The organism is Nocardioides sp. (genome assembly GCF_050699375.1).
In the GTDB taxonomy this organism is placed as follows: Bacteria; Actinomycetota; Actinomycetes; order Propionibacteriales; family Nocardioidaceae; genus Nocardioides.
In genome coordinates, this window is the sequence record NZ_JBOHDN010000236.1 from 1 (window position 1) to 23,258 (window position 23,258).

Sequence of the window (23,258 nt, forward strand, 5' to 3'; positions counted from 1 at the left end):
ACGTCGCCAACAAACTCAACCAACGCCCCCGCGAGACCCTGGACTGGAAGACCCCAGCCCAGGCACTCGACGAGCTACTCTCTCAACCACCACACCCAGGTGTTGCGTCCCTGGCTTGAAACCGCCCGGCATACCGGGTGTCTTCCGAGCGATGCCAACGCAGCGAGGTGCGTGCGCAGCGTGCGACTTATGGTGCGGAATTGAGGTGCGGGACACTAGCGCTCGTTGGCCATCCGCAGGAACCCCTCGACCAGGGGACCCGAGGTGGAGGCGCCGTTCTTGCCCTCATCGACGTAGACAGCCACGGCAAGGTCGCCCTGCGCGGCGATCATCCAGGTGTGGGTCAGGCGCCTGCCGTCGCGGTCGAACTCGGCCGTACCGGTCTTGGCGATCACCGGCTTGCCCGGCACATCGATCAGCCCGCGACCGGTGCCATCGGTGACCACACCCCGAAGGATCGTACGCAGCTGCTTGGCCTCATCAGCGGCGAGCGGCTCCACGCCAGACGGCTTGGCGACCTGGCCCTCGACGAGGTTCGGGATCACGGTGTGCCCGGCCTGGATCGAGGCGACGACCGAGGCCATCACGAGCGGCGAGGCGAGCACCTTGCCCTGGCCGATCAGGTCGGCGGCGTGCTCGGTGTCTCCCGCGGGCTCGGGGATCTGCCCGAAGTAGGAGGTGAAGCCGGCGTCGCGGTCGATCCCGAAGCCCAGGGAGGCGGCGGCCGAGGCGATCTCGGCGTGGCTGACCTCGTCCGCCGCACCGACCATCGCGGTGTTGCACGACTCGGCGACGGCGTGGGCGAGCGTGATCTGCCCGAGGGCCGACTTCGGATACCACGAGTCGTTCTTGAAGGTCTTGCCGTCGACGGTGGCCTTGGCGGGGCAGTTGACCTGGCTCTCGGGGTTGAACCCCTTGCGCAGCAGCGCCAGCGTGGTCGCGGCCTTGAAGGTCGAACCCGGCGCGGCCTGGCCGTAGGTGGCCAGGTTCATCTTGTTGTCCTTGCCGTTGGCTGCGGCCAGCACGGCGCCGTCGCTGGGCCGGATGGCGACCAGAGCGCTCTCGGGCTTGATCCCCTTCAGGACCTTCTCGGCGCTCTTCTGCAGTCGCGCGTCGAGGGTGATGGCCAGCGCCTCGCCGTCGACGGGGTCGGTGTTGTAGAGCTCCTTGAGCACTTCGCCCTCGTCGCCGAGCACCTTGACCTGCAGGCCGGGCTTCCCGCGCAGCCGCGCGTCGTAGCGTGCCTGCAGCCCCGAGAGCCCGGCGAGATCGCCCGGCAGGTAGGACCCCGGGTTCTTCTTCATCTGCTCGGCGGTCACCTCGCCGACGATGCCGATGACCGGTGAGGCGAACTCCTTGGTCGGACCGAGAGGAAGGGTCCGGTTGAGCATCGCGGCGCCCTTGATCTTGCCGATCTTGGCAGCCTTCGCCTTCGTCATCATCGGCTTGCGGATCGAGAGCGCCTCGACGAATGCCTTGTCACCGGAGGCCCGCACCCGCTTGGCGTAGCGCTTGGGATTGATGCCGACGATCGCGGCGACGTCTCGGGCGGCCGCGGGCGCCGCCACCGGGTCGAGCAGCGTCTTGTCGATACCGACCGTGACGACCGGCCGGTCGGCGACCAGGGTCGCTCCCGACGTACTCAGGATCTCGCCGCGCTGCTGCGGGACGGTCTCGACGTGCAGGCTTCTGCCCGCAGCGAGCGTCGGGGCGACGACCGTCGGTTCCCAGACGAACTGCCACTCCTCGCCCTTCTTGGCGAGCTCGACCTCCGACTCATAGGTCCACTTGCCTCCCGGCAGGCCCCATGCCCAGGTCAGGCTCGACTTCGCGCGATCGGCTCCGTTGCCGATGAAGGTCGGCTTGGTCGCGGACACGTGCGGCGCGCCCAGCTTGCCGAACAGGTTGCCGGTGAGCTCGCCGTAGTCCTTCGCGACCGTGGCGGGATCGGTCTTCGCCTCGAAGTCGACGCCCTTGAACGTGCCGGTCTCCAGCGCGGTGGTCAGCGTCGACATGCTCGGGCCCGGATCCTTGGCCCCACCGCAGGCGGCAAGCAGCGGTAACGCAACAGCAAGGGCCGCTATGCCCCGGGAGACTCGCATGGAACGGTTCTATCAGCCGAGCCCCCAAGAATGGGTTACACGGCCCCAACGCGAAGGTTGTGAAGCTGAGCGTGGCCCATGGACCACGCTCAGCTTCACAACTCTTGGATCAGTGCGTCGCCAGCCAGGCGTCCAGGTCGACGCCACGCTGGTCGGCCAGCTTCTCCAGGCGTTCCCGGGTCGGCGGCTGGAACACCTTCGGCTCGATCTGGCGGTCGCGGGCGGCGTACTTCTGCTGCTTGGCAGCCTGGTCGGGACCGGTCGCCTCGGAGGCGGCGATCACTGCCGGGGTCGCGACGACGGCGGCTCCGGTGAGCGGGGAGCTCACCAGGGGCGTGTAACCGTCACGGTGCCCGGCGGCGTTGGCGTGATAGGACTCCTCGATCGGGTTGGAGAGCCCGTTGATCCACTCCACGTCGTCACAGACCGCGTGACCGGTGAACCGACTGATCGGGTTGACGTAGGAGTAGCCGGCCGCGCTCGCACGCGACGCCGTGGTGTCGTTGAGGAGCACCGCGGTCTCGTTGAGGAGCGCCTCGTCCTCGGGACTGAACCAGGTGCCCGCGTTGCAGTCCTCGCCCATGAACAGCTTCGGGTAGCCCACGACCACCACCTTCGCGTTGGGCGCGGCCGAGCGGATCTGGGAGTAGAGCGTCCCGAGGCTGCCCGGAAGCGTGTTGCGAACATAGCTCTGTGCTCCCGCGACCGCTCCGGCGCAGTCGCTCGCCCAGGCGGGGAGAGCGCACTCGGTGATCACGTCGACGAAGCCGGCGTCGTTGCCGCCGACCGAGATCGTCACGTAGCGGGTCGAGCTCGACAGGGCGTTGATCTGGTTGTTGGTGACATCGGCGACAACCGCGCCCGAGCAGGCTCGGAAGTCGAGGCTGTAGCTCTTCGCGGCGGCGACCAGGCTCGGGTACGCCAGGGTCGACCGCATGCACGAGGTGCCGTCGTCGATGTAGCTGCGGGTGCCGACTCCTGAGGAGTAGGAGTCGCCGAGGGCGACGTACGGCTCGCCGGCCCCGGAAGCCGGCGAGCCTGGTGCGACGGCAAGGCCGGCGCCGAGGAGGGAGATGGAGGTGAGGGAGACCGCGAGGCGGACTTTGGACAGGCGGAAGGTCAAACCGTGCATGGCAACTCCCGAGGTCCGGGGCCACCGGGCGGTGGCCCGTTCACTATTCGGTTGTACGCGCACTTCCGCCCCTCGGTGGAAATTTGTTTCACCCAGTGGCAACGGCCCGGAATCCGCTTACCTGGCTTGGCTGGCTTCGCTGGAACCACCCTCCACGTTCTGCAGGCGCGGGAGGACCCGGTCGAGCCACCGCGGCAGCCACCAGGCCCGGGCACCGAGCAGCCGCATCACCGCCGGCACCACGAGACACCGCACCACGACCGCGTCGAGCAGGACCGCGACGGCCATCACGAAGCCCATCTCCTGCAGCATCCGGTCCGGGCTGAACCAGAAGGCACCGAAGACGACGACCATGATCGCGCCGGCGGCGGTGATGACGCCGCCGGTATGCGCCAGGCCCTCCCGGACCGCCTCCTGGGCGTCCCCGCTGCGCAACCACTCCTCGCGCATCCGCGAGATCAGGAAGACCTCGTAGTCCATCGAGAGCCCGAAGACGATCGCGAAGGTCATCACCGGCAGGAAGGCCTCGATCGGCCCGGGCTCGACGCCGAGCAGACCCTCCTGGAAGACGTACGTCATCGCACCCATCGAGGCGCCGATCGAGATGAGGTTGAGGATCGCCGCCTTGATCGCCACCGCGACCGACCGGAAGACACACATCAGCAGCAGGGCGGAGAGCCCGACCACGAGCCCGATGAAGAGCGGCAGCTTCTTGCCGACCGCGTCGGAGTAGTCGATCAGCGCCGCGGTCGAGCCGCCGACCAGGATGTCCTCGCCGAGGTCTTCTCGCAGATCCGTGACCAAGGCGGTGGTCTCGGTGTCCTGCGGACCGGTCTCCGGGAAGGCGATGGAGGTGAACACCGCACCGTCCGCTGAGGGCTGCGGTGGCGTCACGGCCGCCACGCCTGCGTACGTCTGGAGCTTCTCGTACGCCGCGGTCGCCTGCGCCTGCGAGCCCTCGGTCATGACGACGAGGGGGCCGTTGGCACCGGGCCCGAACTTCTCGCTGACCAGGTCGTACGCCTTCCTCGTGGTCGAGGAGGTGTCGTCGTTGCCGGCGTCGGCGAAGCCGAGCTGGAGGCTCAGGACCGGGGTGGCGAGCGCGCCCAGGGCGACCAGCGAGACGACCAGTGCGGCCCACGGGTGTCGCTGGACACCGCTCGCCCAGGCGCGCCAGCGCCGGCCGGGCTCGCGACCGGATCGGGCCGCGTGCCTGTGCACCGACTTCTCGAGGCGCTTGCCGAAGAGCGTCAGCAGCGACGGGAGCAGGGTGACCGCGGCGATCATCGTCATCGCGACAGTGAGGGCGACACCGAGCACGACGCCCTGGATCGAGGTCAGCTGGAGCACGTAGAGGCCGCAGAGCGCGAGGATCACGCTGACGCCGGCGAAGAGGACGGATCGGCCGGCGGTGTCGATGGCGGTCGCGGTGGCATCCTCGCGGTCGGCGCCGCGGAGCAGCTCGCTGCGGTATCGGGAGAAGACCAGGAGCGCGTAGTCGATGCCCACACCGAGCCCGACGATCATCAGCATCGGCGCGGTGTAGTCGGGGATCGTGGTCACGTGGGAGAGCAACGTGACGACGCCGAAGGTCGTGCCGACCGCGAAGATCGCGGTGATCAGCGGCAGGCTCGCCGCCAGGAACGAGCCGAACATGAACAGCATGATGATCAGGGCGGCCAGCATGCCGATCCCTTCTGAGCCGCCGCCCTCGCCCTCGTTCACCTCGCGCATCGAGTCGCCGGCCATCTCGACCTGGAGGTCGTCGGTCGCGGCCTCGTCCGCGAGCTCGAGGAACGGCTCGTAGGCGCTGATCGGGAGCTCGCCCGGCTCGGCGTCCATCACGACGGTGACCAGCGCGGTCGTACCGTCCTCGCTCACCGACCCGCGCTGCGGGTCGACGGGCTCGACGGTCTCGACGTGAGGGATCTCGGCGAGGCCCGCGACCAGCTCGTCCACGGCTCGTTGATCGGTGTCCCAACCACGCTCGTCGTGGATGACCGCGCGGATCTCGTCACCGCTCGACCCACCGTGCTCGGCCTGGAGGTCGGCCATCTCCTGCGACTGGGTGCCCGGGATGTCGAACGAGTTGCGGTAGTCGTCGCCGATGCCCTGCGCCGCGGCCGTCACGCCCACCAGGACCACCACCCACAGCAGCAGTGCGGTCCAGTGATGGCGTTGGGAGAAGGATGCCAGCCGCCGTAGCGGGCTGGGTCTCGTCATCGTCCGGGTAGTCATCTTGTCTCCTGTCGGGTCCTGCCTGGCTACGTGTAGACAGGCAACATGTATGAAGACAATGTACGACCCTCTGTGTAGGCTGTCTACATGAAAGCCGACGCCCTCCGCGGCCACCTCGACTCGCTGATCCTGGCCGTCGTCGAGAAGCAGCCTCTCCACGGCTACGCGATCATCGAGGCCCTGAGCGCCCGCAGCGGGGGCGAGCTCGACCTCCCCACCGGCACCATCTACCCCGCACTACGCCGTCTCGAGAAGGCCGGCTACCTCGACAGCTCCTGGTCCGAGGTCGGCGGCCGCAAGCGCCGCACCTACGAGCTCTCCACCGCCGGCAAGAACGCCCTCTCCTCCCACCGCCAGGAGTGGAAGACCTTCGCCAAGGTCGTCTCCGGCGTCCTGGAAGCCTGACCACAGCCGAGAAGTCACCCCCGCAGGCCGAGAGGTCACCCCCGCAGGCCGAGGCGTCACTCCTGCAGGCCGAGAAGTCACCCCCGCAGACCGAGAAGTCACCCCCGCAGACCGAGAAGCGGTCGCAGACCGCGGGGGGACGTACGTCCCCGAGCCCGCAGCTCTGGCAGCCGAATGCGCATGCGCGCCGACGCCGAACGAGTCAGTAGCTGTGGCGAACCATTCAGGGGATTCCCTGATGCGGTGGACACAGCCGGGCGCCGAAGATGAGCGTATGAGCTCAGTCGACGTCTATCTCGCGGACCTGCGTGCCGCGATCCCTGGTCCAAGCTGGACCCGGCGCGACCTGCTGCGCGAAGCCGGAGGCCACCTCGAGGACGCGACCGACGCCTACGCAGCGGCGGGGTACACGCCCACCGAGGCCGAGACCCTCGCACTGCGCGACTTCGGCTCGGTCGACGAGATCGCTCCCGGCTTCAGAGACACCGTCGCGATCGGCGCCGCGCGGCGTACGGCGATCTTGCTCGTCGTCGTCATGATTCCTCAGTCCTTCATCTGGGACGGAGGCATCGACCTCGGCGCGAGCGCCCACGCCACGGCGCCGGGGAGCGGCCTCTATCCCGTGCTCGACACGCTCATCGAGTACGTCGGCACTGCAGGCGTCCTCGGCTCCATCATCGCTCTCGTGGTGACCGCGATCGGTCAGCGCTGGCTCCGGGTCGGGCGCCGCGCGGCCCGTCTTACCGCGGCCTGGTCGCTGGCGATTGCCCTCGTCATACCAATGATCGCCTTCACCATGCTCGCCCTGGCCGGAGGGCTCACCGTCACGCTCGCGATCAGTGCCATCGCCTTGATGGCAACCCCATTCGCCCTGGTAGCCCTCTCGGCCCAGCGCACCCTCGCCGCCTGTTAGACCCGCCGCTGCCGAGACGTCACCTTTGCAGGGCGAAGCGTCAGTAATGCAGGCCGAGACGTCACCTTTGCAGGGCGAGAAGTCACCGCTGTGACTTCTCGGCCCGCAGAAGTGACTTCTCGGCCTGCAGAAGTGACCTCTCGGCCACGGGGGAACACCAGGTCAGTCGAACTTGCGCTTCTGCCGGGGCTTGCGGGGGCGGTCGGTGGAGGCGGAGTCGGGCTTGCCGTACCGGGGCGCACCCGCGCCCTTGTCGAAACGACCGCCCGAGCGACGGACGGGACCGCCGGAGTCCTCGGAGAGCTCGATGAGCTTGCCGGAGATGCGGGTCGACTCCAGCGACTTCCAGGTCTCCGGAGCGAGGTCGGCGGGCAGCTCGACGAGCGAGAAGTCGTTGCGGATGGAGATGTTGCCGAAGTCGGCTCGACGCAGGCCGCCCTCGTTGGCGATGGCCCCGACGATCTGGCGCGGCTCGACGCGGTGGCGCTTGCCGACCTGGATCTTGTACGTAGCCAGCGGCTGCCCCGTGTGACGTGACGCCCCGGTCTCCCGGCGAGCCCCGGAGCCACGCTCACCCCCGCGGTCATCGCGGTCGCGGCGACCCCGACGATCCTCATAGGCAGGCTTCTCGGGCTCCGGCTCCAGCAGGAGCGGCTCCTCGCCGTGGAGCACGGCAGCGAGGGCGGCAGCGACATCGACCTCGGGAACGTCGTGCTCGTCGACGTAGTGGCGTACCACGTCGCGGAAGAACTCGATGCGCTCGTTCTCCTGGAGAGCGGCCGTGATGCCATCGTCGAAGCGCGAGAGACGGGTCGCGTTGACCTCGTCGACCGACGGCAGCCGCATCTGCACCGGCTGTGCCTTGGTGTGCTTCTCGATCGCGCGCAACAGCCAACGCTCACGCGGGGTGACGAACGAGATCGCGTCCCCGGTGCGGCCCGCGCGCCCGGTGCGGCCGATGCGGTGGACGTACGCCTCGACGTCGGTCGGCAGGTCGTAGTTGACCACGTGCGAGATCCGCTCGACGTCCAGGCCACGGGCGGCGACGTCGGTCGCCACCAGGATGTCCAGCGAGCCGTCCTTGAGCTGGTTGACGGTCTTCTCGCGCTGGTTCTGCGCGATGTCACCGTTGATCGCGGTGGCCGCGAAGCCCCGCGCGCGCAGCTTCTCGGCCAGCGACTCGGTCTCGGACTTCGTACGTGTGAAGACGATCATGCCCTCGAAGTTCTCGACCTCGAGGATGCGGGTCAGCGCGTCGACCTTCTGGGGGTAGGACACCATCAGGTAGCGCTGGGTGATGTTGGCCGCGGTCTGGGTCTTCGCCTTGACCGAGATCTCCTTGGCGTCGCGAAGATACTTCTTCGAGAGCCGGCGGATCTGCGCGGGCATCGTCGCCGAGAAGAGCGCGACCTGCTTGTCCTCAGGGGTGTCGGCGAGGATCGTCTCGACGTCCTCCGCGAAGCCCATGTTGAGCATCTCGTCGGCCTCGTCGAGCACCAGGAAGCGCAGCTGGGAGAGATCCAGCGTGCCCTTCTCGAGGTGGTCCATGATCCGGCCCGGTGTGCCGACGACGACGTGGACGCCGCGACGAAGCGCGGTCAGCTGCGGGCCGTAGCCCTGGCCACCGTAGACCGGCAGGATGCGTACGCCGTCGAGGTTGGTCGCGTAGCGCTCGAACGCCTCGCACACCTGCAGCGCAAGCTCGCGCGTCGGCGCGAGCACCAGCGCCTGCGGTGCGTTCTGGTAGACGTCGAGGTTGGAGAGCACCGGCAGTGCGAAGGCGGCGGTCTTCCCGGTCCCTGTCTGCGCGAGCCCGACGACGTCGTGACCCTCGAGCAGCGAGGGGATGGTCGCGGCCTGGATCGCCGAGGGCGTCTCGTAGCCGAGCGCCTTCACGGCGTCGAGCACACCGGCGGAGAGACCGAGTGAGTCAAAGGTAGGACCCTGTGCTGCCTCCACGTTCGGCTCAGCGGGCGTGGGGGTACTGGATACGGCAGATTCAGGGTCGGTGCTCACCCCGTAACGGTAGGCCCATATAGCACGATCTCAGCATTTCTCGGCGCGGTGGGCCCCGTCACTCGCATCATCACCCAGAAGCGCTCAGGAGACGATGACCTCGTCGCCGACCGCGATCTCGCCGGGGTGAACGACGGCAAGGTGCACCGCCGCCCAGGTCTTGCCGTCCCACTTGCGATGAATCGCGAGCGTACGCAGCGGCTCCTTGTCCTTCTCCAGGGTCACCGGGTCGATGGTGGTCATGACACAGCGCGAGATCGGCGCGATCATCCGGAACCGGACCGGGCCGATGCCCACCTCCTTCCAGCCGTCCTCCGCGAAGGCCTCCTCGGCGCCCTCGACGCGGAGGCTGGGCCGGAAACGTTGCGCGGTGATCGTCGCCTCGCTCCAGCCGTCGATCGCGGCGACCGAGGCGTCGGTGATCAGCGAGAGCGGGGACTCGTCCTGGAAGGTGGCGTGGTCCGAGGCGGTGAACCCGTCCTTGGTGTCGAGCACGCGCCGGAACGGGTCGTGGCACCACACCAGCGACAGGTCCTCGCGACCGAGCACCTCACGCAGCCAGGCGTCCGCCTCCGGGCCCATCGATCGCCCGCGCATGTTGACGCGGTTGAACATCTGGATGTCACGTACGCCCTCGGTCGGCAGCGTCAGCTCGATCGCCTTGTGCCCGGGAGCGCTCAGCCGCAGGTCGGCCCGTCCGCCGGTCGACGGGGTGTCGGCGACGATCGTGAAGAGCTCGCGGAGCTCACGCGCCGAGACGAGCTTCCCGGCACCGTCGACGACCATCCATTCTCGGTCGCCGACGAGCCCGGACCTGCCGACGTACGCCTCCGCGACGCTCCGGATCGCCGTCGACTTCACCGGATGTATGTTGATCGCAGCCAGACGCATAGCTGGATTCAACCCTGAACCGCTACTCGACCGTCACTGATTTTGCCAGGTTCCGCGGCTTGTCGACGTCGTGGCCGAGTGCCTTGGCCGCGTGGAAGGCGATCTGCTGGAGCGGGATGGTCATCAGGATCGGGTCGAGCTCGACCTCGTTCTTGGGTACGTCCACGCGCAGCGCGTCGAGCTCACCGAGGTCGACATCGGGGTGGGTGACCACGACCAGCGGCCCGCGGCGGGCGCTGATCTCGTGCAGGGCCGCGACGTTGCGGTCGGTCAGCTCGTCCTGCGGCACGATCGCCACTGTCGGCACGGACTCCGAGATCAGCGCGAGCGGGCCGTGCTTGAGCTCTGAGGTCTGATACGCCTCCGCGTGCCGGTAGGAGATCTCCTTCAGCTTCTGGGCACCCTCGCGGGCGACCGGGTAACCACGTACGCGACCGACGAAGAACATCGACTCCGCCTCGGCCAGACGGGCGGCGACCGCCTCGAGATGGGACTCGCTCTTGAGGATCTCCTCGATCTGGGTCGGCAGCGCCTGCAGGCCGGCGATGAGCCGCTTCCCGTCGGCGATCGAGAGATCACGTACGCGGCCCAGCTGGAGCGCCAGCAGCGAGAACGCGACGTACATGTTGGTGAGCGCCTTGGTCGAGGCGACCGCGATCTCCGGCCCTGCGTGCAGGTAGATGCCGCCGTCGACCGCTCGCGCGATCGCCGAGCCGACGACGTTGACGACGCCGAGCACCCGGCCGCCCTTGCGGCGGATCTCTTGGACGGCGAGCAGGGTGTCGATCGTCTCGCCGGACTGGGACACCGCGACGTAGAGGGTGTCGGGCTCGATGATCGGGTTCCGGTAGCGGAACTCGCTCGCCGCCTCGGCGTCGGCCGGGACCCGGGCCAGCTCCTCGATCAGCCCGGCACCCATCTGCCCGACGTAGTAGGCGGAGCCGCAGCCGAGGATCTTCACGCGGCGGATCGCGCGCAGCTCGCGCGGGTCGAGGTTGAGCCCGCCGAGGTGGGCCGTGCCGAACCGCTCGTCGAGCCGGCCACGCAGCGCCCGCTCGACGCTCGAGGGCTGTTCCAGGATCTCGGTGAACATCCGCGGCTCGTCGGCGAGCTCGCCGTACTCGTACGCCGACGGGTCCACGTCCACCTCACGGGCCGTCGTGGTGGTCGTCGTCAGGTCCTGGCGGAACGTGGTGAAGCCGGTCGCGGTGACGGTCGCCAGCTCGCCGTCGTCGAGGTGGGCGACGGTGGTGGTGTGGCGTACGACCGCGGCCAGGTCGGAGGCGACGTACATCTCCCCGTCGCCGACGCCGACGATCAGCGGCGAGCCGTTGCGGGCCACGACCATGCGGTCGGGGAAGTCGGCGTGCACGACGGCGAGACCCCAGGTGCCCTCCACCTGGGAGAGCGCGTCGACGACCTTGGCCTCCAGATTGTCAGCAGTCGACAATCCGATGAGATGGGCGAAGACCTCGGTGTCGGTGTCACTGACCAGCTCGACGCCCGCGTCGGTGAGCCGCTCCCGCAACGACGCGGCGTTGTCGACAATCCCATTGTGGACAACGGCGACACGACCATCGGCGGAGACGTGCGGGTGCGCGTTGGCGTCGTTGGCCGGACCATGGGTCGCCCACCGGGTGTGGCCGATGCCGACCTTGCCGGCGAACCGCTTCGGCAGGGCATCGACCAGATCGCGTACGCGTCCGGCTCTCTTCACCACCTGCAGCCTGCTGCCCAGCACGGCGATGCCCGCCGAGTCGTAGCCGCGGTGCTCCAGTCGCGCCAGGCCCTCGGTGAGCAGGCCGGCGGCCTGCTGGGGGCCGATGTATCCAACGATTCCGCACATTCGCGCTGTCCTATCCGTAGGTCCGTCTGTCCATGTGTCCGTCTGTACGTCGGTCTATCCGTAGATGAGCCGGCGCAGCTGCCGCTCGGTCAGCCGCGGCGCGGCGACGACCCGCGCCTGCAGCTCCTCAGCGAGCTCGGCGAAGATCGCGTCGTTCTTCGCGCCGTAGGTCTTCAGCTGCGCATGCCGGCGGCGTACGTAGGTCTCGACCGGCTCGTTGAAGTACGCCACCACGTCCTCGACCACCCGCGCCGCCTGCCCGGGCGGGAGCCCGGTGGTGGCGACCAGATGGTCGATCAGGGCTCGCTCGGCATTCACGGAGCCAACTGTGAGCCACCCTCACGACAACGTTCAAGTTTCTGCCCGATTTCGGGCAGAAATCGCAGATTATGTCCGAAGTGGGGCGTGCAGTGCTCACTGGGGGCACCCCAGTGCTCCCAGGTGGAGCCCGCCACGCGATTTCGACGACTACTTGGACATCAGTGTGGGGTGAGGTATCTTTGGTGAACACAAGGTGAACAGGAGGTGTCTGATGAACGGAAATAATGTGACCAGCAAGCTCGAGCTGCGCTGGCTCCCGGTCGTCGACCGCCGCGGCCGTAAGCACTTGGAGGCCCGCTGGGTCGAAGTCAGTGCGCCCGCGACCACGCGACACGCCGCCTGACAACCGCGAACGCTTCAGAAGCCCGCTCCCGACAAGGGAGCGGGCTTCCGCCGTTTAGGGATAGCGTTGTCACTGCAACCAGTTTTCCCGCCCTGTCAGAAAAGCCCACGAGAGCGGGAACATTGGCGGAGCTTCCCCCGTTATGATGATTGCAGTTTCAACCAATTCTTCCAGGAGCACTCCCACCATGGGCATTTTCAGCAAGAAGGACGCGGCCCCGGCCGACGCCGACTTCGACACCCCCACCGCCGCAATCGACGACATCTCCGGTGACTACACCCTCGATGTCGCCCACACCCGCCTGGGCTTCTCGGCACGCCACGCGATGGTGACCACCGTCCGCGGCGCGTTCAAGGAGTTCGAGGGCACCGCGACGATCGACACCGCGGAGCCGGCGAAGTCCAAGGTCTCGCTCACCATCAAGGCCGACTCCGTGGACACCGGCAACGCCGACCGCGACGGTCACCTGCTCTCGGGTGACTTCTTCGAGAACGAGACCCACCCCAACATCACCTTCGAGTCGACCGCGGTCGAGTTCGATGGCGAGGCGTGGAACATCACCGGCGACCTGACCATCAAGGGCAACACCAAGTCGGTCACGGTCCCGTTCGAGCAGACCGGCTCCGCCAAGGACCCGTTCGGCAACACCCGGGTCGGCTTCGAGGGCGCGGTCGCGATCAACCGCACCGACTGGGGCCTCTCCTTCAACGCCGCCCTCGAGACCGGTGGCGTCCTCGTCTCCGAGAAGATCAAGCTCGAGTTCGACATCTCCGCGATCAAGACTGTCGCCGAGACCACCGAGGCCTGAGCTCGGACGGCGCTTCCGCCGAGCGAACACTGGGGCCACCGGGATTCTCCCGGTGGCCCCAGCTCCGTTCAACGGATTGATCAGGATCCGTCGGACACCGATCAGTCCTGGACGTAGTAGTGCTTCTCCACCCCGATACGCCCGGTTCCGACGACATCGAGCGACGAGGTGTCACCGGTGACACCCCCGACGAAGCCGACCTGATCCGTGCCGAGGTGAACACCGCGACCACCGAGAGGCGAACCGCTGTCGTCGTGGTGGACCACGCCACCGGCACCCGGGACCGGAGACTCGAGATGGGCGCGTCCGCTGACGACGACGGTGGTCCCGTCCGTCGTCACCGTCACCGCCCCGTCGCTACCGGCCGCGGCTCCCGCGATCGTGACCGGACCGACCGGACCCCGGTCCGGTGCCTTGATCGGCTGGCCGGTCACCGATGCGGCGCGGCCGTCGTGGTGTCCAGCGGGCTGCGAGTCGGCGTGGCCGACCCCGGCACCGGCGGCCATGAGGCCGCCTGCCAGGAGGGTTACCCCTGCGGATCTGCGAAGTACCCCGAGGACCTTCGAGTTCATTTCCTGCTCCTGACTTGAGTTTCGCGGCCTGCGGCCGAGCGTTCCCGAGTTCGACCGGATCAGGCCCTTCGCTACTTGTTACGTGTTTCTGGACGCCGATGTTGCATGTCGCTCGCGGAACGACAGAAAAGTCCCGCAAACACCTCAGTGAGAGATGTTTGCGGGACTTTGTCAGGCAGGCGCCCTTCAGCGCACCTCGGTCGTCGAGCTCAGCTCCTCGACCACGCCCTCGTCCCCGGAGTCGACCCAGTAGTCCGACTCGGATGTCGCGTCGACGCCGTCCGCCACCTTGAGCGCCCTCAGGATCGGGGTCAGGACGACGACCACGATGATGTTCAGCAGGAACGCGGTGAGAGCGATGTAGATCGGCGTCTCCGTGCCCGGGAAGTTGTGCAGCGGGCTACCGAAGTGCTCCTGAACCGGTGAGGAGGTGTTGTAGGCGATGATCGTGCCGTACGCCATCCCGACCGCCCAGCCCGCCAGGACCGCCCACTTGTGGAACCACCGGGTGTAGAGCCCGACGACGATCGCCGGCAGCGTCTGCAGGATCCAGACGCCTCCGAGCAGCTGCAGGTTGATGGCGTACGACTTCGAGAGCGCCAGCACGAAGAGCAGCGCCCCGAACTTCACGACCAGGGACACGATCTTGGCCTGCTTGGCCTCGTCCGCCGGGGTCGCATCGGGCTTCAGGTACGCCTTGTAGATGTTGCGTGTCCACAGGTTCGCCGCCGCGATCGACATGATCGCCGCCGGCACCAGCGCACCGATGACGACGGCAGCGAACGCGACGCCCGCGAACCACGCCGGGAACTGGTCCTCGAAGAGCTGCGGGATCGCGAGCTGCGGGTTCGGCGGGTCGCCGACCATCACCCCCGCGGCCAGGGCCACGAACCCGAGCAGCGCCAGGAGTCCCAGCAGGAAGGAGTACGCCGGCAGCAGCGAGGCATTGCGACGGATCACGTTGCGGCTGCGCGTGGAGAGCACCCCGGTGATCGAGTGCGGATACATGAACAGCGCCAGCGCCGAGCCGAGAGCGAGGGAGGCGTACGCCCACTGGCCCGCCGCCTGCGTCGGGAACATCGCCTTCGGTGCGGCCTCGCCGGCGGCGATCGCGTCGGCATTCTCGGTGTTGTACTGATCGAAGCCGTTCTGCACCGTGTCGAAGATGTTCCCCCAGCCGCCGAGCTGCGTGGGGATGTAGATGATCGCCACGATGATCACGATGTAGATCAGCGAGTCCTTCACGAACGCGATCAGCGCAGGCGCCCGCAGCCCCGAGGAGTAGGTGTAGGCGGCCAGCACCGCGAACGCGATGAAGAGCGGCAGGTCACGGATGAACCAGTTCGAGGAGTCGCTCTGCAGGCCCATCACCTCGAGCACGACCTCCATGCCGACCAGCTGCAGCGCGATGTACGGCATCGTGGCGAGCAGGCCGGTCACCGCGACGGCGAGGCCGAGCGTCTTGGAGCCGTACCGCCCGACGACGAAGTCGGCCGGGGTGACGAACCCATGTTTGTGCGAGACCGACCACAGCTTCGGCATGAACGCGAAGACCAACGGGTAGACGAGGATCGTGTAGGGAACGGCGAAGAAGCCGATGGCCGCGCCGGCGAACAGCGTCGCGGGGACCGCGATGAAGGTGTACGCCGTGTAGAGGTCGCCCCCGATGAGGAACCAGGCCACGAACGTACCGAACCCACGACCGCCCAGGCCCCACTCGTCGAGGTTGTCCATCGACTTCGCGCGACGCCAGCGCGCCGCGGAGAAGCCGAGGATCGTGACCAGCAGGAAGAGGAAGGCGAAGACGGAGACTGCGACGGCGTTCACTGTCCACCCTCCTTCCACGGGCGCCCGCTGACGGCACGGTCACGCCGGAACGCCGCCTTGGCCACGTAGTAGGCGATGGTCGTGAGCAGGACGGAGAGGGGAATGAGTGCGAGCTGGAACCAGAAGTAGAACGGGAATCCAGCGAGCGCGGGAGCCTCCTTCGCGTACAGCGGCACCGCGAGTGACGGTGCTCCGGCCGCGAACAGGAGGACCCCGACAAGGATCCACGAGCCTTTGGACGACGACGGCATGGGTCACCTCCGAGATCGGTAGTAGAAGTGGGGGATGGACGACCTGTGACCTTGGTCACAATAAGCATCCGTGTCCAGTCCAATTCGGCCAACACGACGACGAACGGTCGTTCTGCCGGGACGAACGGTCGCCGGGACTGCGCCGACACCCCGTCGACCCGGCGCAGATGTCCCACGGCGCGGTTCGGACCAACGTCGGAAATCGCCTGCCAGCCGGCGCCGTCAGGGCTAGCCTGCAAGATGATCCTCACCCCACGGCACAGGAGCAGCGATGAGCACTGAAGTTCCCAGGGTCGACAGACGCCGCTTGCTCGGCGCCGCGGCGGTCGGCGCTGCGGCCGCTCCACTTCTCGCCGGCTCAGGAGGAGCGTCCGCCGAGCCGGCGTCGCCGCTCGGCCGTGGGCGGGCGGTGACCCCGGGCGCGGACCGCGCCGCCGCAAGTGGCTGGTCGGCGCTGTCGGGCGAGCGGGTGGGCATCATCACCAACCCCACCGGTGTGCTCCGCAACCTCCGCAACATCGTCGACGAGATGCACGAGTCCGGCGCGGTGCAGATCGCCGGAGTATTCGGCCCGGAGCACGGCTTCCGTGGCACCGCGCAGGCGGGCGGGTCGGAGGGCACCTTCGTCGACGAGCGCACCGGCCTGACCGTCTATGACGCCTATGGCGCCGGCGTCTCGAAGATGACCGAGATGTTCAACACCGCCGACGTGGAGACCGTCGTCTTCGACATCCAGGACGTCGGCTCACGGTTCTACACCTACATCTGGACGATGTGGACCGCGATGCAGGCCGCGGTGGCGACCGAGAAGCGCTTCGTGGTCTTCGATCGCCCCAACCCCGTGGGCGGCACCGCTCGCGGTCCGATGATGACCGCTGCGTACACCTCGGGCGTCGGCGCCCGCGAGATCGTCCAGCAGCACGGGATGTCGGTCGGTGAGCTGGCCCGGTTCTTCGACGGTGAGTTCCTCGAGGAGCACGCCGGCGGGCGGCTGGCCCAGCTCGACATCGTCGAGGTCTCCGGTTGGCGGAGAAAGATGCTGTACGCCGACACCGGGCTCGACTTCGTCATGCCGAGCCCCAACATGCCCACGTCCGACACCGCCTTGGTCTACCCCGGCACCTGCATGTTCGAGGGCACCAACCTCTCCGAGGGCCGCGGCACCACCAAGCCGTTCGAGCTGATCGGCGCCCCGTTCGTCGACCATCGCTGGGCGGCCGCGCTCGAGGACGCCGGCCTTCCAGGCGTGACGTTCCGGGAGGCGTACTTCAACCCTTCGGTCAACAAGCACGCCGGCGAGGTCTGCGGCGGCGTACAGGTCACGATCCAGGACAGCGACAGCTTCGATCCCGTCCGCACCGGCGTCGAGATGCTGGTCACCGCGAAGGCCCTCTTCCCCGAGTTCGCCTGGCGCCAGGACTCCTGGGACACCGCCCGCCCGTTCTGGATCGACAAGCTCACCGGCTCGACGAGGTTGCGCACGCAGATCGACGACGGCGCCACCGGCGACGACGTCGAGGCCGCCTGGCGCGACGAGCTGGCCGCCTTCGACTCCACCCGCCGGAAGTACCTCATCTACCGCTGAGCGCCGACCCGGCGCGTCTGTCCCAGAATCAACGGTCGAGTCGGCGCGTCTGTCCCAGATCAGGGCTCGAGTCGGCGCATCTGTCCCGCCAGATTGCGCCGACTCGACGCCGATTTCTGAGACATTCGCGCCGACTCGACGGGATTTCTTGGGACATTCGCGCCGGGTCGGCGTTATTTGGCGGGGGTGAGGTGGGCGTCGAGGCGATCGGCGGAGAGCAGGTGGTTGATGACTACGGCGGCGCAGCCGACGGCGCCGGTGGAGTCGGCGTGGGTGGAGGGTACGAAGGTGAGGTCGCGGGTGGCCAGGGCGGTCGAGCGGGCGTAGACGGTCTCGCGGACGCCTGCGGTGAAGAGGTCGAAAGCGGCGGCCATGTCGCCGCCGATGACGACCACCTCGGGGTTGAGCAGGTTGATCGCGATCGCGAGCACCTCGCCGAGCTGGCGACCGGCCTCACGCAGCAGACCGCGGGCGATCGCATCGCCGGCCAGCGCGGCGGCGACCAGATCCCTGATGTGACCTGCGGGGACACCAGAGTCGACCAGGCCCTGCGTCAGTGCCCAGCCGGCCGCGACCGTCTCCAGGCAGCCGGTAGCGCCGCACCGGCAAGGACGGTCACCGGCGGCCTCGACGCGGGTGTGCCCGATCTCGCCGACGGCACCGGCATGGCCGCGCAGCACCCGACCATCGGCGATGACCGCCAGGCCGAGTCCGGTCGAGGCCTTCACCACGAGGGCGTCGCGCGGATGCAGTCCGCTGCCGAAGAGCTCGGCCGTGGCCAGGGCGTCGGTGTCGTTGACGAGCACCAGCGGGCCAGCGGTGAGCCGGTCGAAGTAGGGGTCCAGCTCGACCCCGTCCCAGCCGTGCATCACCGGTGAGTCGACAGAGACCAGACGAGCGGGGTCGACGACGCCGGGCAGGCTCATCCCGACACCGAGCACGGGCGGCTCGATCCCTTCCAGGAGCGCCTCGAGCCGGTCGGTCACCTCGGGCATGAGGTCGTCGGCCGCGATGCCGACCTCGTGGTCCCGGGTGTCGCCAGCCAGCTCACGGCCGTCCAGGTCGAAGACGGCGAGCTGGCTGCGTGAGCGCCCGATCGCCACCGCCAGGACGACCCCTGCGTCGGCGTTGAAGGTCAACGAGCCCGGCGGCCGGCCACCGGTGGAGGCGAGCTCCTCCCCCGTGAGGATCAGGCCGGCGTCGACGAGAGCCGAGACCCGAGAGACCACGGCCGTACGCGACAGACCGGTGGTCTTCTGCAGGTCGCTGCGGGTCGAGGCGCGTCCGGAGCGCACCAGAGAGAGGACGTCGGCGACGGTCGTCATGTCGGGCATGGGGTGCAGCGTACGCCTTCTTATGTCTTTGGGGTACCTAAGAATTACTTGTATCGATCCAAAGATCGTGCGATTGTGTGCCAAAGCACACTGCCTTTTGGAGGACCCGCCCGTGACCGTTTCCGCCACCGTTGCCGAAGTCACCGCTCGTCTCGTCGAACGGTCCGCAGCCACCCGGGCCGACTACCTGGACCGCATCGCGGCGGCCCGCGCGACCGGGCCCGCCCGCGGCCGGCTCGCCTGCAGCAACCTGGCGCACGGTTTCGCAGCCTCCTCGGCGCCGGCGAAGGCCGAGCTCAAGATGGTCAGCCGCGCCGCGAAGCCGAACGTCGCGATCGTGACGTCCTACAACGACATGCTCTCCGCGCACGCGCCGTACGAGACCTACCCGCCGCTGCTGAAGGCCGCGGTGATGCGCGCCGGCGGGCTGGCGCAGGTCGCCGGCGGCGTGCCCGCGATGTGCGACGGGATCACCCAGGGCCGCGACGGCATGCAGGTCTCCCTCTTCTCCCGCGACGTGATCGCGATGTCGGCCGGGATCGCCCTCTCCCACGACATGTTCGACGCGGCGCTGATGCTCGGCGTCTGCGACAAGATCGTGCCGGGCCTCCTGATCGGCGCACTCTCCTTCGGCCACCTGCCGACCGTGTTCGTGCCGGCCGGCCCGATGTCCTCCGGCCTCCCCAACAAGGAGAAGGCCCGCGTCCGACAGAGGTACGCAGCAGGCGAAGCAACCCGCGAGGAGCTGCTCGAGGCCGAGGCCGCCAGCTACCACTCCCGCGGCACCTGCACCTTCTACGGCACCGCCAACTCCAACCAGCTGCTGATGGAGGTGCTCGGCCTTCACCTGCCGGGCTCGTCGTTCGCCTCTCCCGACACGCTGCTGCGTGGTGCGCTCACCAAGGCAGCCGCCGCACGTGCGACCGAGCTCGCCCTCGAGGGTGGCCCGGGGGTCGGCGAGATGATCGACGAGAAGTCGATCATCAACGCCTGCGTCGCCCTCCTCGCCTCCGGCGGGAGCACCAACCACACGCTCCATCTGGTCGCCATCGCCCGGGCCGCCGGGATCCAGCTGACCTGGTCCGACATCTCGGACCTCTCGCCGGCCGTGCCGCTGCTCACCCGGATGTATCCCAACGGCTCCGCCGATGTGAACCACTTCCACGCGGCCGGCGGCGTCGGCTTCCTGATCCGCACCCTGCTCGAAGCCGGGCTGCTCCACGAGGACGTGACGACGATCCTGGGACGCGGGCTGTCGGCCTACACCCAGGAGTCGCGCCTCACCCGCGACGGCGAGATCGAGCTGGTCGAGGGCACTCCGACCTCGGGCGACCCCGACGTGCTGCGCTCCGCCGACGACCCGTTCTCCCCCGACGGCGGCCTGCGGGTGCTGCACGGCGAGCTCGGCACGGCTGTCATCAAGACGTCCGCGGTGGCGACCGAGCATCAGGTGGTCGCCGCACCGGCGATGGTCTTCGACGACCAGGCCGAGTTCCTCACCGCCTTCTCCGAGGGCCGGCTCGAGGGGCGAGACTTCGTCGCGGTGCTGCGCTATCAGGGTCCGGCCGCCAACGGGATGCCCGAGCTGCACAAGCTCACCCCGGCGCTCGGGGTGCTGCAGGACCGCGGCCAGCACGTCGCGATCGTCACCGACGGCCGGATGTCCGGTGCCTCGGGGAAGGTGCCGGCCGCCATCCATGTCACCCCCGAGGCCGCACTCGGCGGACCGCTCGCCCGCGTACGAGATGGCGACTTGATCACCGTCGACGCCGTCGCCGGTAGGCTCTCGATCGCGGTTCCTCCGGACGAGTTCGAGCACCGCCCGACCACCGGCCGGGCACCGCTGGACTCCGAATGGATGGGCACCGGTCGCGAGCTCTTCAGCGCCTTCCGCGCCACGGTCGGCGCAGCGGACACCGGCGCATCCGTCTTCACCCTTGCTCCCATTCAGCAGAGTCCGCCAGCCCACGAAATCCCGGTCCAGGAGGCCCCCGTCCATGTCTGACCTCAGCTCCACCGACCTCCTCGACCTCTCCCCGGTGATCCCGGTCGTCGTCGTCGACACGGTCGACCAGGCGGTGCCGGTGGCTCGAGCCCTCGCTGACGGCGGTGTGCCGGTGGTCGAGCTGACGTTGCGTACGCCGGTCGCGCTTGACGCCATCCGGGCCATCGCCACCGAGGTGCCCGAGGTCATGATCGGCGCCGGAACGGTGACCAGTCCCGCGCTGGCCAAGCAGGCCGCCGAGGCCGGCGCCCGGTTCCTGGTCTCCCCGGGCGCCACTCCGACGTTGCTCGCCGCGATGCGCGACACCGGTCTGCCGTTCCTGCCCGGCACCGCGACCGTCTCCGAGGCCATCGCGGTGCTCGAGACCGGCCACACCGCGATGAAGTTCTTCCCGGCCGAGGCCTCCGGCGGTGCCAAGTACCTCGGCTCGCTGACGACCGTCCTCCCCGACGCCCGTTTCTGCCCCACCGGCGGGATCACGCTCGCCGGCGCGCCCGGCTACCTCGGGCTGGCCAACGTCGGCTGCGTCGGTGGCTCCTGGCTCACCCCGGCAGACGCCCTGGCGAGCGGCGACTGGGACCGGGTCACCGCGCTCGCTGCGGCGACGGCGGCTCTTCGCTGATCCCTGATCGAGGCGGTACGGACACGGCTGACGTAGATCTGGTGACGCGGCGCCTCCGGGTCCTATCCTCACCAGGGTGACTGCAACCAGCCGCCTGCGGCAGATGACCGGGCGCGACCCGCGCGAGGAGCACCGGGCCGCGACGCCCCTGGAGCTGCTCTTCGACCTAACCTTCGTCGTCGCCTTCGGGGCGAGCGGCAACGAGCTCGCCCATCAGCTGGCGGCCGGGCACATCGGGGCGGGGATCGTGGCGTTCTGCTTCGCGTCGTTCGCGATCTGCTGGGCGTGGATCAACTACTCGTGGATGGCCTCGGCCTACGACACCGACGACTGGGCGTTCCGGCTGCTCACGATGGTGCAGATGGTCGGCGTGATCATCATGGCCCTCGGCCTCCCGGCGCTTTTCGAGAGCATCCACGAGGGCGACCGGCTCCACAACGAGATCGTGATCGCCGGGTACGTCGTGATGCGGGTCGCGCTCTGCGGCCACTGGTTGCGCGCGTGGCGTCAGGACCCTAGCCGCCGCGGCGCACACCGGGTCTATCTCATCTCGATCCTCAGCGCGCAGGTGCTCTGGTGCGTCATCGCCGTGCTGCCGCTGACCGTGCCGGTCGCGTTCGCGGCCATGATGGTGCCGCTGGTGATCGAGCTGGCCGGGCCCTTCGTCGCCGAGCGTTCCTTCGGAGGTACGCCGTGGCACGCTCATCACATCGCCGAGCGCTATGGGCTGCTGACGATCATCACGCTCGGTGAAGGTGTGATCGGCGCGGTCGCGGTGACGTCGGCGATCGTCCAGAAGCCCGAGCTCGGGTGGAGCCTCGAGGCGGTCCTCCTGCTCGCGGCCGGGATCGGCCTGACCTTCGGGCAGTGGTGGACCTATTTCACGATCCCATGGGCCGAGATCCTCGACCGACGCCGCGACCGCTCGTTCCTGTGGGGCTATGGGCACATGCTGCTCTTCGCCGCGATCGCGGCCACCGGCGCCGGCCTGCACGTCGCCGCCTACCTGCTCGACCACCACTCCGAGCTCGGCGAGGTCGGGGTGGTCGTCTCCGTCGCCGTCCCCGTCGGGGCGTACGCCTTGGTTCTGTACCTCCTCTACAACTCGTTCGTGCACGTCGTCGACCCGTTCCACGTGCTTCTGGTCTGCCTGACCGCGGGAGTTCTCGTGGCGAGCGTCGTCCTGGCCGCGGTAGGCGTACCGATGGCCTGGTGCCTCGTCGTCGTCGCCCTCGCGCCGGTGGTCACCATCGTGGGCTACGAGGCCGTCGGCCACCGGCACCTGATCAACCACCTCGACGCCCTCTGAACGAGCCGGTCAGGACCCGGCCGTGAACTCCGCCTCGACCTCGGCGTAGATCGTGATGTCGTCGGGGTCGAAGGCCAGCTCAGGCGCCGAGTAGGCCATGTCAGCCACCGGCGCACTCGCCTGCATCGCGAGCGGGCGCTCCCTGCTGACACCGACATCGTTGATGCTTCGCACGGAGACCGGGCCGAGATCGAGCGCGTCGGCGTAGTCCTGGGCGCGCACCTTGGCTTGGCGGACCGCCTCCTGCCGCACCTCACGCTCGGCCTTCAGGCGGCTCTCCTTGGTCAGCTGCCAGGAGACGCCACTCACGGTGAGCCCCTCGCCCGCGGCGCTCCGACCGATCCACACAGCCAGCTCGTCGAAGTCGGTGAACTCCACCCACAGTCCGACCGCCCCGCGGTGCACCAGCGGCAACTGCTTGCCGTCCTTGTGCCAGGGCCGTTCAGCAGAGGTACGCGCCCGCTGGACGACGAACCTGTCGACGGCACCCTCATGGTCCAGGCGCGCCAGCTCGTCTCGCACCTGCTGAACCCCGTGTCGCAGCAGCTCCATCACCGGTTCCGGCGCGGGCCCGTCGAAGGTCACCTCCGCGTGCACCACCCCACGCTCCGGCGGCACCTCGACGCTGTGCGACCCACGCACCTTGATCAGGATCTCGCTCACGCCAGTCACCGTACGCTCCGCGCCCGCCGCCGGTGGCCCGCTTCGCGAAGCTCCCCACCCCTCCGCACATTCCCC

At 68.6% G+C, this 23,258-nt stretch carries 20 protein-coding genes; 8 read left to right on the forward strand and 12 right to left on the reverse strand.

The features are described 5' to 3' along the window. Nucleotides 1–215 precede the first annotated feature (215 nt). The 3 genes from ACRDPS_RS17320 to ACRDPS_RS17330 form a co-directional block, all read right to left on the reverse strand. Nucleotides 216–2,015 carry a penicillin-binding transpeptidase domain-containing protein gene (locus tag ACRDPS_RS17320; protein WP_431502903.1) on the reverse strand — a complete coding sequence of 600 codons (1,800 nt, stop codon included), beginning with the start codon at nucleotides 2,013–2,015 and terminating at the stop codon, nucleotides 216–218. Nucleotides 2,016–2,211: 196 nt separating this feature from the next. Then, nucleotides 2,212–3,234: an SGNH/GDSL hydrolase family protein gene (locus ACRDPS_RS17325; protein ID WP_431502904.1), complete on the reverse strand. Its 1,023-nt coding sequence runs from the start codon at nucleotides 3,232–3,234 to the stop codon at nucleotides 2,212–2,214. Between the two features lie 117 nt (nucleotides 3,235–3,351). Beyond that, nucleotides 3,352–5,472: an MMPL family transporter gene (locus ACRDPS_RS17330; protein WP_431502905.1), complete on the reverse strand. Its 2,121-nt coding sequence runs from the start codon at nucleotides 5,470–5,472 to the stop codon at nucleotides 3,352–3,354. Nucleotides 5,473–5,559: 87 nt separating this feature from the next. Between ACRDPS_RS17330 and ACRDPS_RS17335 the strand changes: the two genes are divergently transcribed. Together ACRDPS_RS17335 and ACRDPS_RS17340 are read left to right on the forward strand one after the other, a co-directional pair. Further along, nucleotides 5,560–5,877, forward strand: a complete 318-nt coding sequence (locus tag ACRDPS_RS17335) for a PadR family transcriptional regulator (protein WP_431502906.1) — start codon at nucleotides 5,560–5,562, stop codon at nucleotides 5,875–5,877. A 274-nt stretch (nucleotides 5,878–6,151) separates the two neighbouring features. Continuing rightward, complete coding sequence (locus ACRDPS_RS17340) at nucleotides 6,152–6,790, forward strand: permease prefix domain 1-containing protein (RefSeq protein WP_431502907.1); 639 nt, start codon at nucleotides 6,152–6,154, stop codon at nucleotides 6,788–6,790. 162 nt (nucleotides 6,791–6,952) lie between these two features. On the opposite strand, the gene ACRDPS_RS17345 is transcribed toward ACRDPS_RS17340, so the two are convergent. From ACRDPS_RS17345 to ACRDPS_RS17360, 4 genes are all read right to left on the reverse strand, one after another. Then, nucleotides 6,953–8,749, reverse strand: a complete 1,797-nt coding sequence (locus ACRDPS_RS17345; protein WP_431502908.1) for a DEAD/DEAH box helicase — start codon at nucleotides 8,747–8,749, stop codon at nucleotides 6,953–6,955. A gap of 141 nt (nucleotides 8,750–8,890) precedes the next feature. After that, on the reverse strand, nucleotides 8,891–9,697 hold the full coding sequence (locus tag ACRDPS_RS17350; protein ID WP_431502909.1) for an MOSC domain-containing protein: 807 nt from the start codon (nucleotides 9,695–9,697) through the stop codon (nucleotides 8,891–8,893). A 22-nt stretch (nucleotides 9,698–9,719) separates the two neighbouring features. Then, the gene (gene glmS, locus ACRDPS_RS17355; protein WP_431502910.1) at nucleotides 9,720–11,543 is read right to left on the reverse strand and encodes a glutamine--fructose-6-phosphate transaminase (isomerizing); all 1,824 of its coding nucleotides are present in this window, start codon (nucleotides 11,541–11,543) and stop codon (nucleotides 9,720–9,722) included. A 54-nt stretch (nucleotides 11,544–11,597) separates the two neighbouring features. Then, nucleotides 11,598–11,861 carry a hypothetical protein gene (locus ACRDPS_RS17360; protein ID WP_431502911.1) on the reverse strand — a complete coding sequence of 88 codons (264 nt, stop codon included), beginning with the start codon at nucleotides 11,859–11,861 and terminating at the stop codon, nucleotides 11,598–11,600. Nucleotides 11,862–12,075: 214 nt separating this feature from the next. On the opposite strand from ACRDPS_RS17360, the gene ACRDPS_RS17365 reads away from it, so the two are divergent. Both ACRDPS_RS17365 and ACRDPS_RS17370 read left to right on the forward strand, forming a co-directional pair. Then, the gene (locus ACRDPS_RS17365; protein ID WP_431502912.1) at nucleotides 12,076–12,207 is read left to right on the forward strand and encodes a hypothetical protein; all 132 of its coding nucleotides are present in this window, start codon (nucleotides 12,076–12,078) and stop codon (nucleotides 12,205–12,207) included. A 187-nt stretch (nucleotides 12,208–12,394) separates the two neighbouring features. Beyond that, the gene (locus ACRDPS_RS17370; RefSeq protein WP_431502913.1) at nucleotides 12,395–13,015 is read left to right on the forward strand and encodes a YceI family protein; all 621 of its coding nucleotides are present in this window, start codon (nucleotides 12,395–12,397) and stop codon (nucleotides 13,013–13,015) included. Nucleotides 13,016–13,116: 101 nt separating this feature from the next. Here ACRDPS_RS17370 and ACRDPS_RS17375 read toward each other — a convergent pair whose 3' ends face one another. The 3 genes from ACRDPS_RS17375 to ACRDPS_RS17385 all read right to left on the reverse strand — a co-directional run bounded on the left by ACRDPS_RS17375 (nucleotide 13,117) and on the right by ACRDPS_RS17385 (nucleotide 15,665). Further along, nucleotides 13,117–13,587, reverse strand: a complete 471-nt coding sequence (locus ACRDPS_RS17375) for a hypothetical protein (protein ID WP_431502914.1) — start codon at nucleotides 13,585–13,587, stop codon at nucleotides 13,117–13,119. A 186-nt stretch (nucleotides 13,588–13,773) separates the two neighbouring features. Then, a complete protein-coding gene (gene mctP, locus ACRDPS_RS17380) occupies nucleotides 13,774–15,414 on the reverse strand; it encodes a monocarboxylate uptake permease MctP (RefSeq protein WP_431502915.1) in 1,641 nt (546 codons plus the stop codon). Then, the gene (locus ACRDPS_RS17385; RefSeq protein ID WP_431502916.1) at nucleotides 15,411–15,665 is read right to left on the reverse strand and encodes a DUF3311 domain-containing protein; all 255 of its coding nucleotides are present in this window, start codon (nucleotides 15,663–15,665) and stop codon (nucleotides 15,411–15,413) included. The genes mctP and ACRDPS_RS17385 overlap by 4 nt, the downstream gene beginning before the upstream one ends. A 271-nt stretch (nucleotides 15,666–15,936) precedes the next feature. Between ACRDPS_RS17385 and ACRDPS_RS17390 the strand changes: the two genes are divergently transcribed. After that, nucleotides 15,937–17,250, forward strand: a complete 1,314-nt coding sequence (locus tag ACRDPS_RS17390; RefSeq protein WP_431502917.1) for an exo-beta-N-acetylmuramidase NamZ family protein — start codon at nucleotides 15,937–15,939, stop codon at nucleotides 17,248–17,250. A 173-nt stretch (nucleotides 17,251–17,423) separates the two neighbouring features. On the opposite strand, the gene ACRDPS_RS17395 is transcribed toward ACRDPS_RS17390, so the two are convergent. Then, nucleotides 17,424–18,584 (reverse strand): ROK family protein, encoded by a 1,161-nt coding sequence (locus tag ACRDPS_RS17395; RefSeq protein ID WP_431502918.1) that lies wholly within the window; start codon nucleotides 18,582–18,584, stop codon nucleotides 17,424–17,426. Nucleotides 18,585–18,696: 112 nt separating this feature from the next. Between ACRDPS_RS17395 and edd the strand changes: the two genes are divergently transcribed. From edd to ACRDPS_RS17410, 3 genes are all read left to right on the forward strand, one after another. After that, nucleotides 18,697–20,589, forward strand: coding sequence for a phosphogluconate dehydratase (gene edd / locus ACRDPS_RS17400; protein WP_431502919.1), 1,893 nt, complete (start codon nucleotides 18,697–18,699; stop codon nucleotides 20,587–20,589). Beyond that, entirely contained in the window at nucleotides 20,582–21,211 is a 630-nt protein-coding gene (gene eda / locus ACRDPS_RS17405; RefSeq protein WP_431502920.1) for a bifunctional 4-hydroxy-2-oxoglutarate aldolase/2-dehydro-3-deoxy-phosphogluconate aldolase, read from the forward strand. The genes edd and eda overlap by 8 nt, the downstream gene beginning before the upstream one ends. A 76-nt stretch (nucleotides 21,212–21,287) precedes the next feature. Continuing rightward, nucleotides 21,288–22,520: a low temperature requirement protein A gene (locus ACRDPS_RS17410; RefSeq protein WP_431502921.1), complete on the forward strand. Its 1,233-nt coding sequence runs from the start codon at nucleotides 21,288–21,290 to the stop codon at nucleotides 22,518–22,520. A gap of 9 nt (nucleotides 22,521–22,529) precedes the next feature. On the opposite strand, the gene ACRDPS_RS17415 is transcribed toward ACRDPS_RS17410, so the two are convergent. Next, complete coding sequence (locus ACRDPS_RS17415; protein ID WP_431502922.1) at nucleotides 22,530–23,183, reverse strand: SIMPL domain-containing protein; 654 nt, start codon at nucleotides 23,181–23,183, stop codon at nucleotides 22,530–22,532. Between the last annotated feature and the right edge of the window lie 75 nt (nucleotides 23,184–23,258).

Coding starts and splice junctions, on each gene's coding strand:
- ACRDPS_RS17320 (WP_431502903.1), bottom strand. CDS start 2,015: ATGTCGACGCTGACCACCGCGCTGGAGACCGGCACGTTCAAGGGCGTC.
- ACRDPS_RS17335 (WP_431502906.1), top strand. CDS start 5,560: ATGAAAGCCGACGCCCTCCGCGGCCACCTCGACTCGCTGATCCTGGCC.
- ACRDPS_RS17325 (WP_431502904.1), bottom strand. CDS start 3,234: ATGCACGGTTTGACCTTCCGCCTGTCCAAAGTCCGCCTCGCGGTCTCC.
- ACRDPS_RS17390 (WP_431502917.1), top strand. CDS start 15,937: ATGAGCACTGAAGTTCCCAGGGTCGACAGACGCCGCTTGCTCGGCGCC.
- eda (WP_431502920.1), top strand. CDS start 20,582: ATGTCTGACCTCAGCTCCACCGACCTCCTCGACCTCTCCCCGGTGATC.
- glmS (WP_431502910.1), bottom strand. CDS start 11,543: ATGTGCGGAATCGTTGGATACATCGGCCCCCAGCAGGCCGCCGGCCTG.
- ACRDPS_RS17385 (WP_431502916.1), bottom strand. CDS start 15,665: ATGCCGTCGTCGTCCAAAGGCTCGTGGATCCTTGTCGGGGTCCTCCTG.
- ACRDPS_RS17330 (WP_431502905.1), bottom strand. CDS start 5,472: ATGACTACCCGGACGATGACGAGACCCAGCCCGCTACGGCGGCTGGCA.
- ACRDPS_RS17340 (WP_431502907.1), top strand. CDS start 6,152: ATGAGCTCAGTCGACGTCTATCTCGCGGACCTGCGTGCCGCGATCCCT.
- ACRDPS_RS17350 (WP_431502909.1), bottom strand. CDS start 9,697: ATGCGTCTGGCTGCGATCAACATACATCCGGTGAAGTCGACGGCGATC.
- ACRDPS_RS17365 (WP_431502912.1), top strand. CDS start 12,076: ATGAACGGAAATAATGTGACCAGCAAGCTCGAGCTGCGCTGGCTCCCG.
- ACRDPS_RS17370 (WP_431502913.1), top strand. CDS start 12,395: ATGGGCATTTTCAGCAAGAAGGACGCGGCCCCGGCCGACGCCGACTTC.
- ACRDPS_RS17375 (WP_431502914.1), bottom strand. CDS start 13,587: ATGAACTCGAAGGTCCTCGGGGTACTTCGCAGATCCGCAGGGGTAACC.
- ACRDPS_RS17395 (WP_431502918.1), bottom strand. CDS start 18,584: ATGCCCGACATGACGACCGTCGCCGACGTCCTCTCTCTGGTGCGCTCC.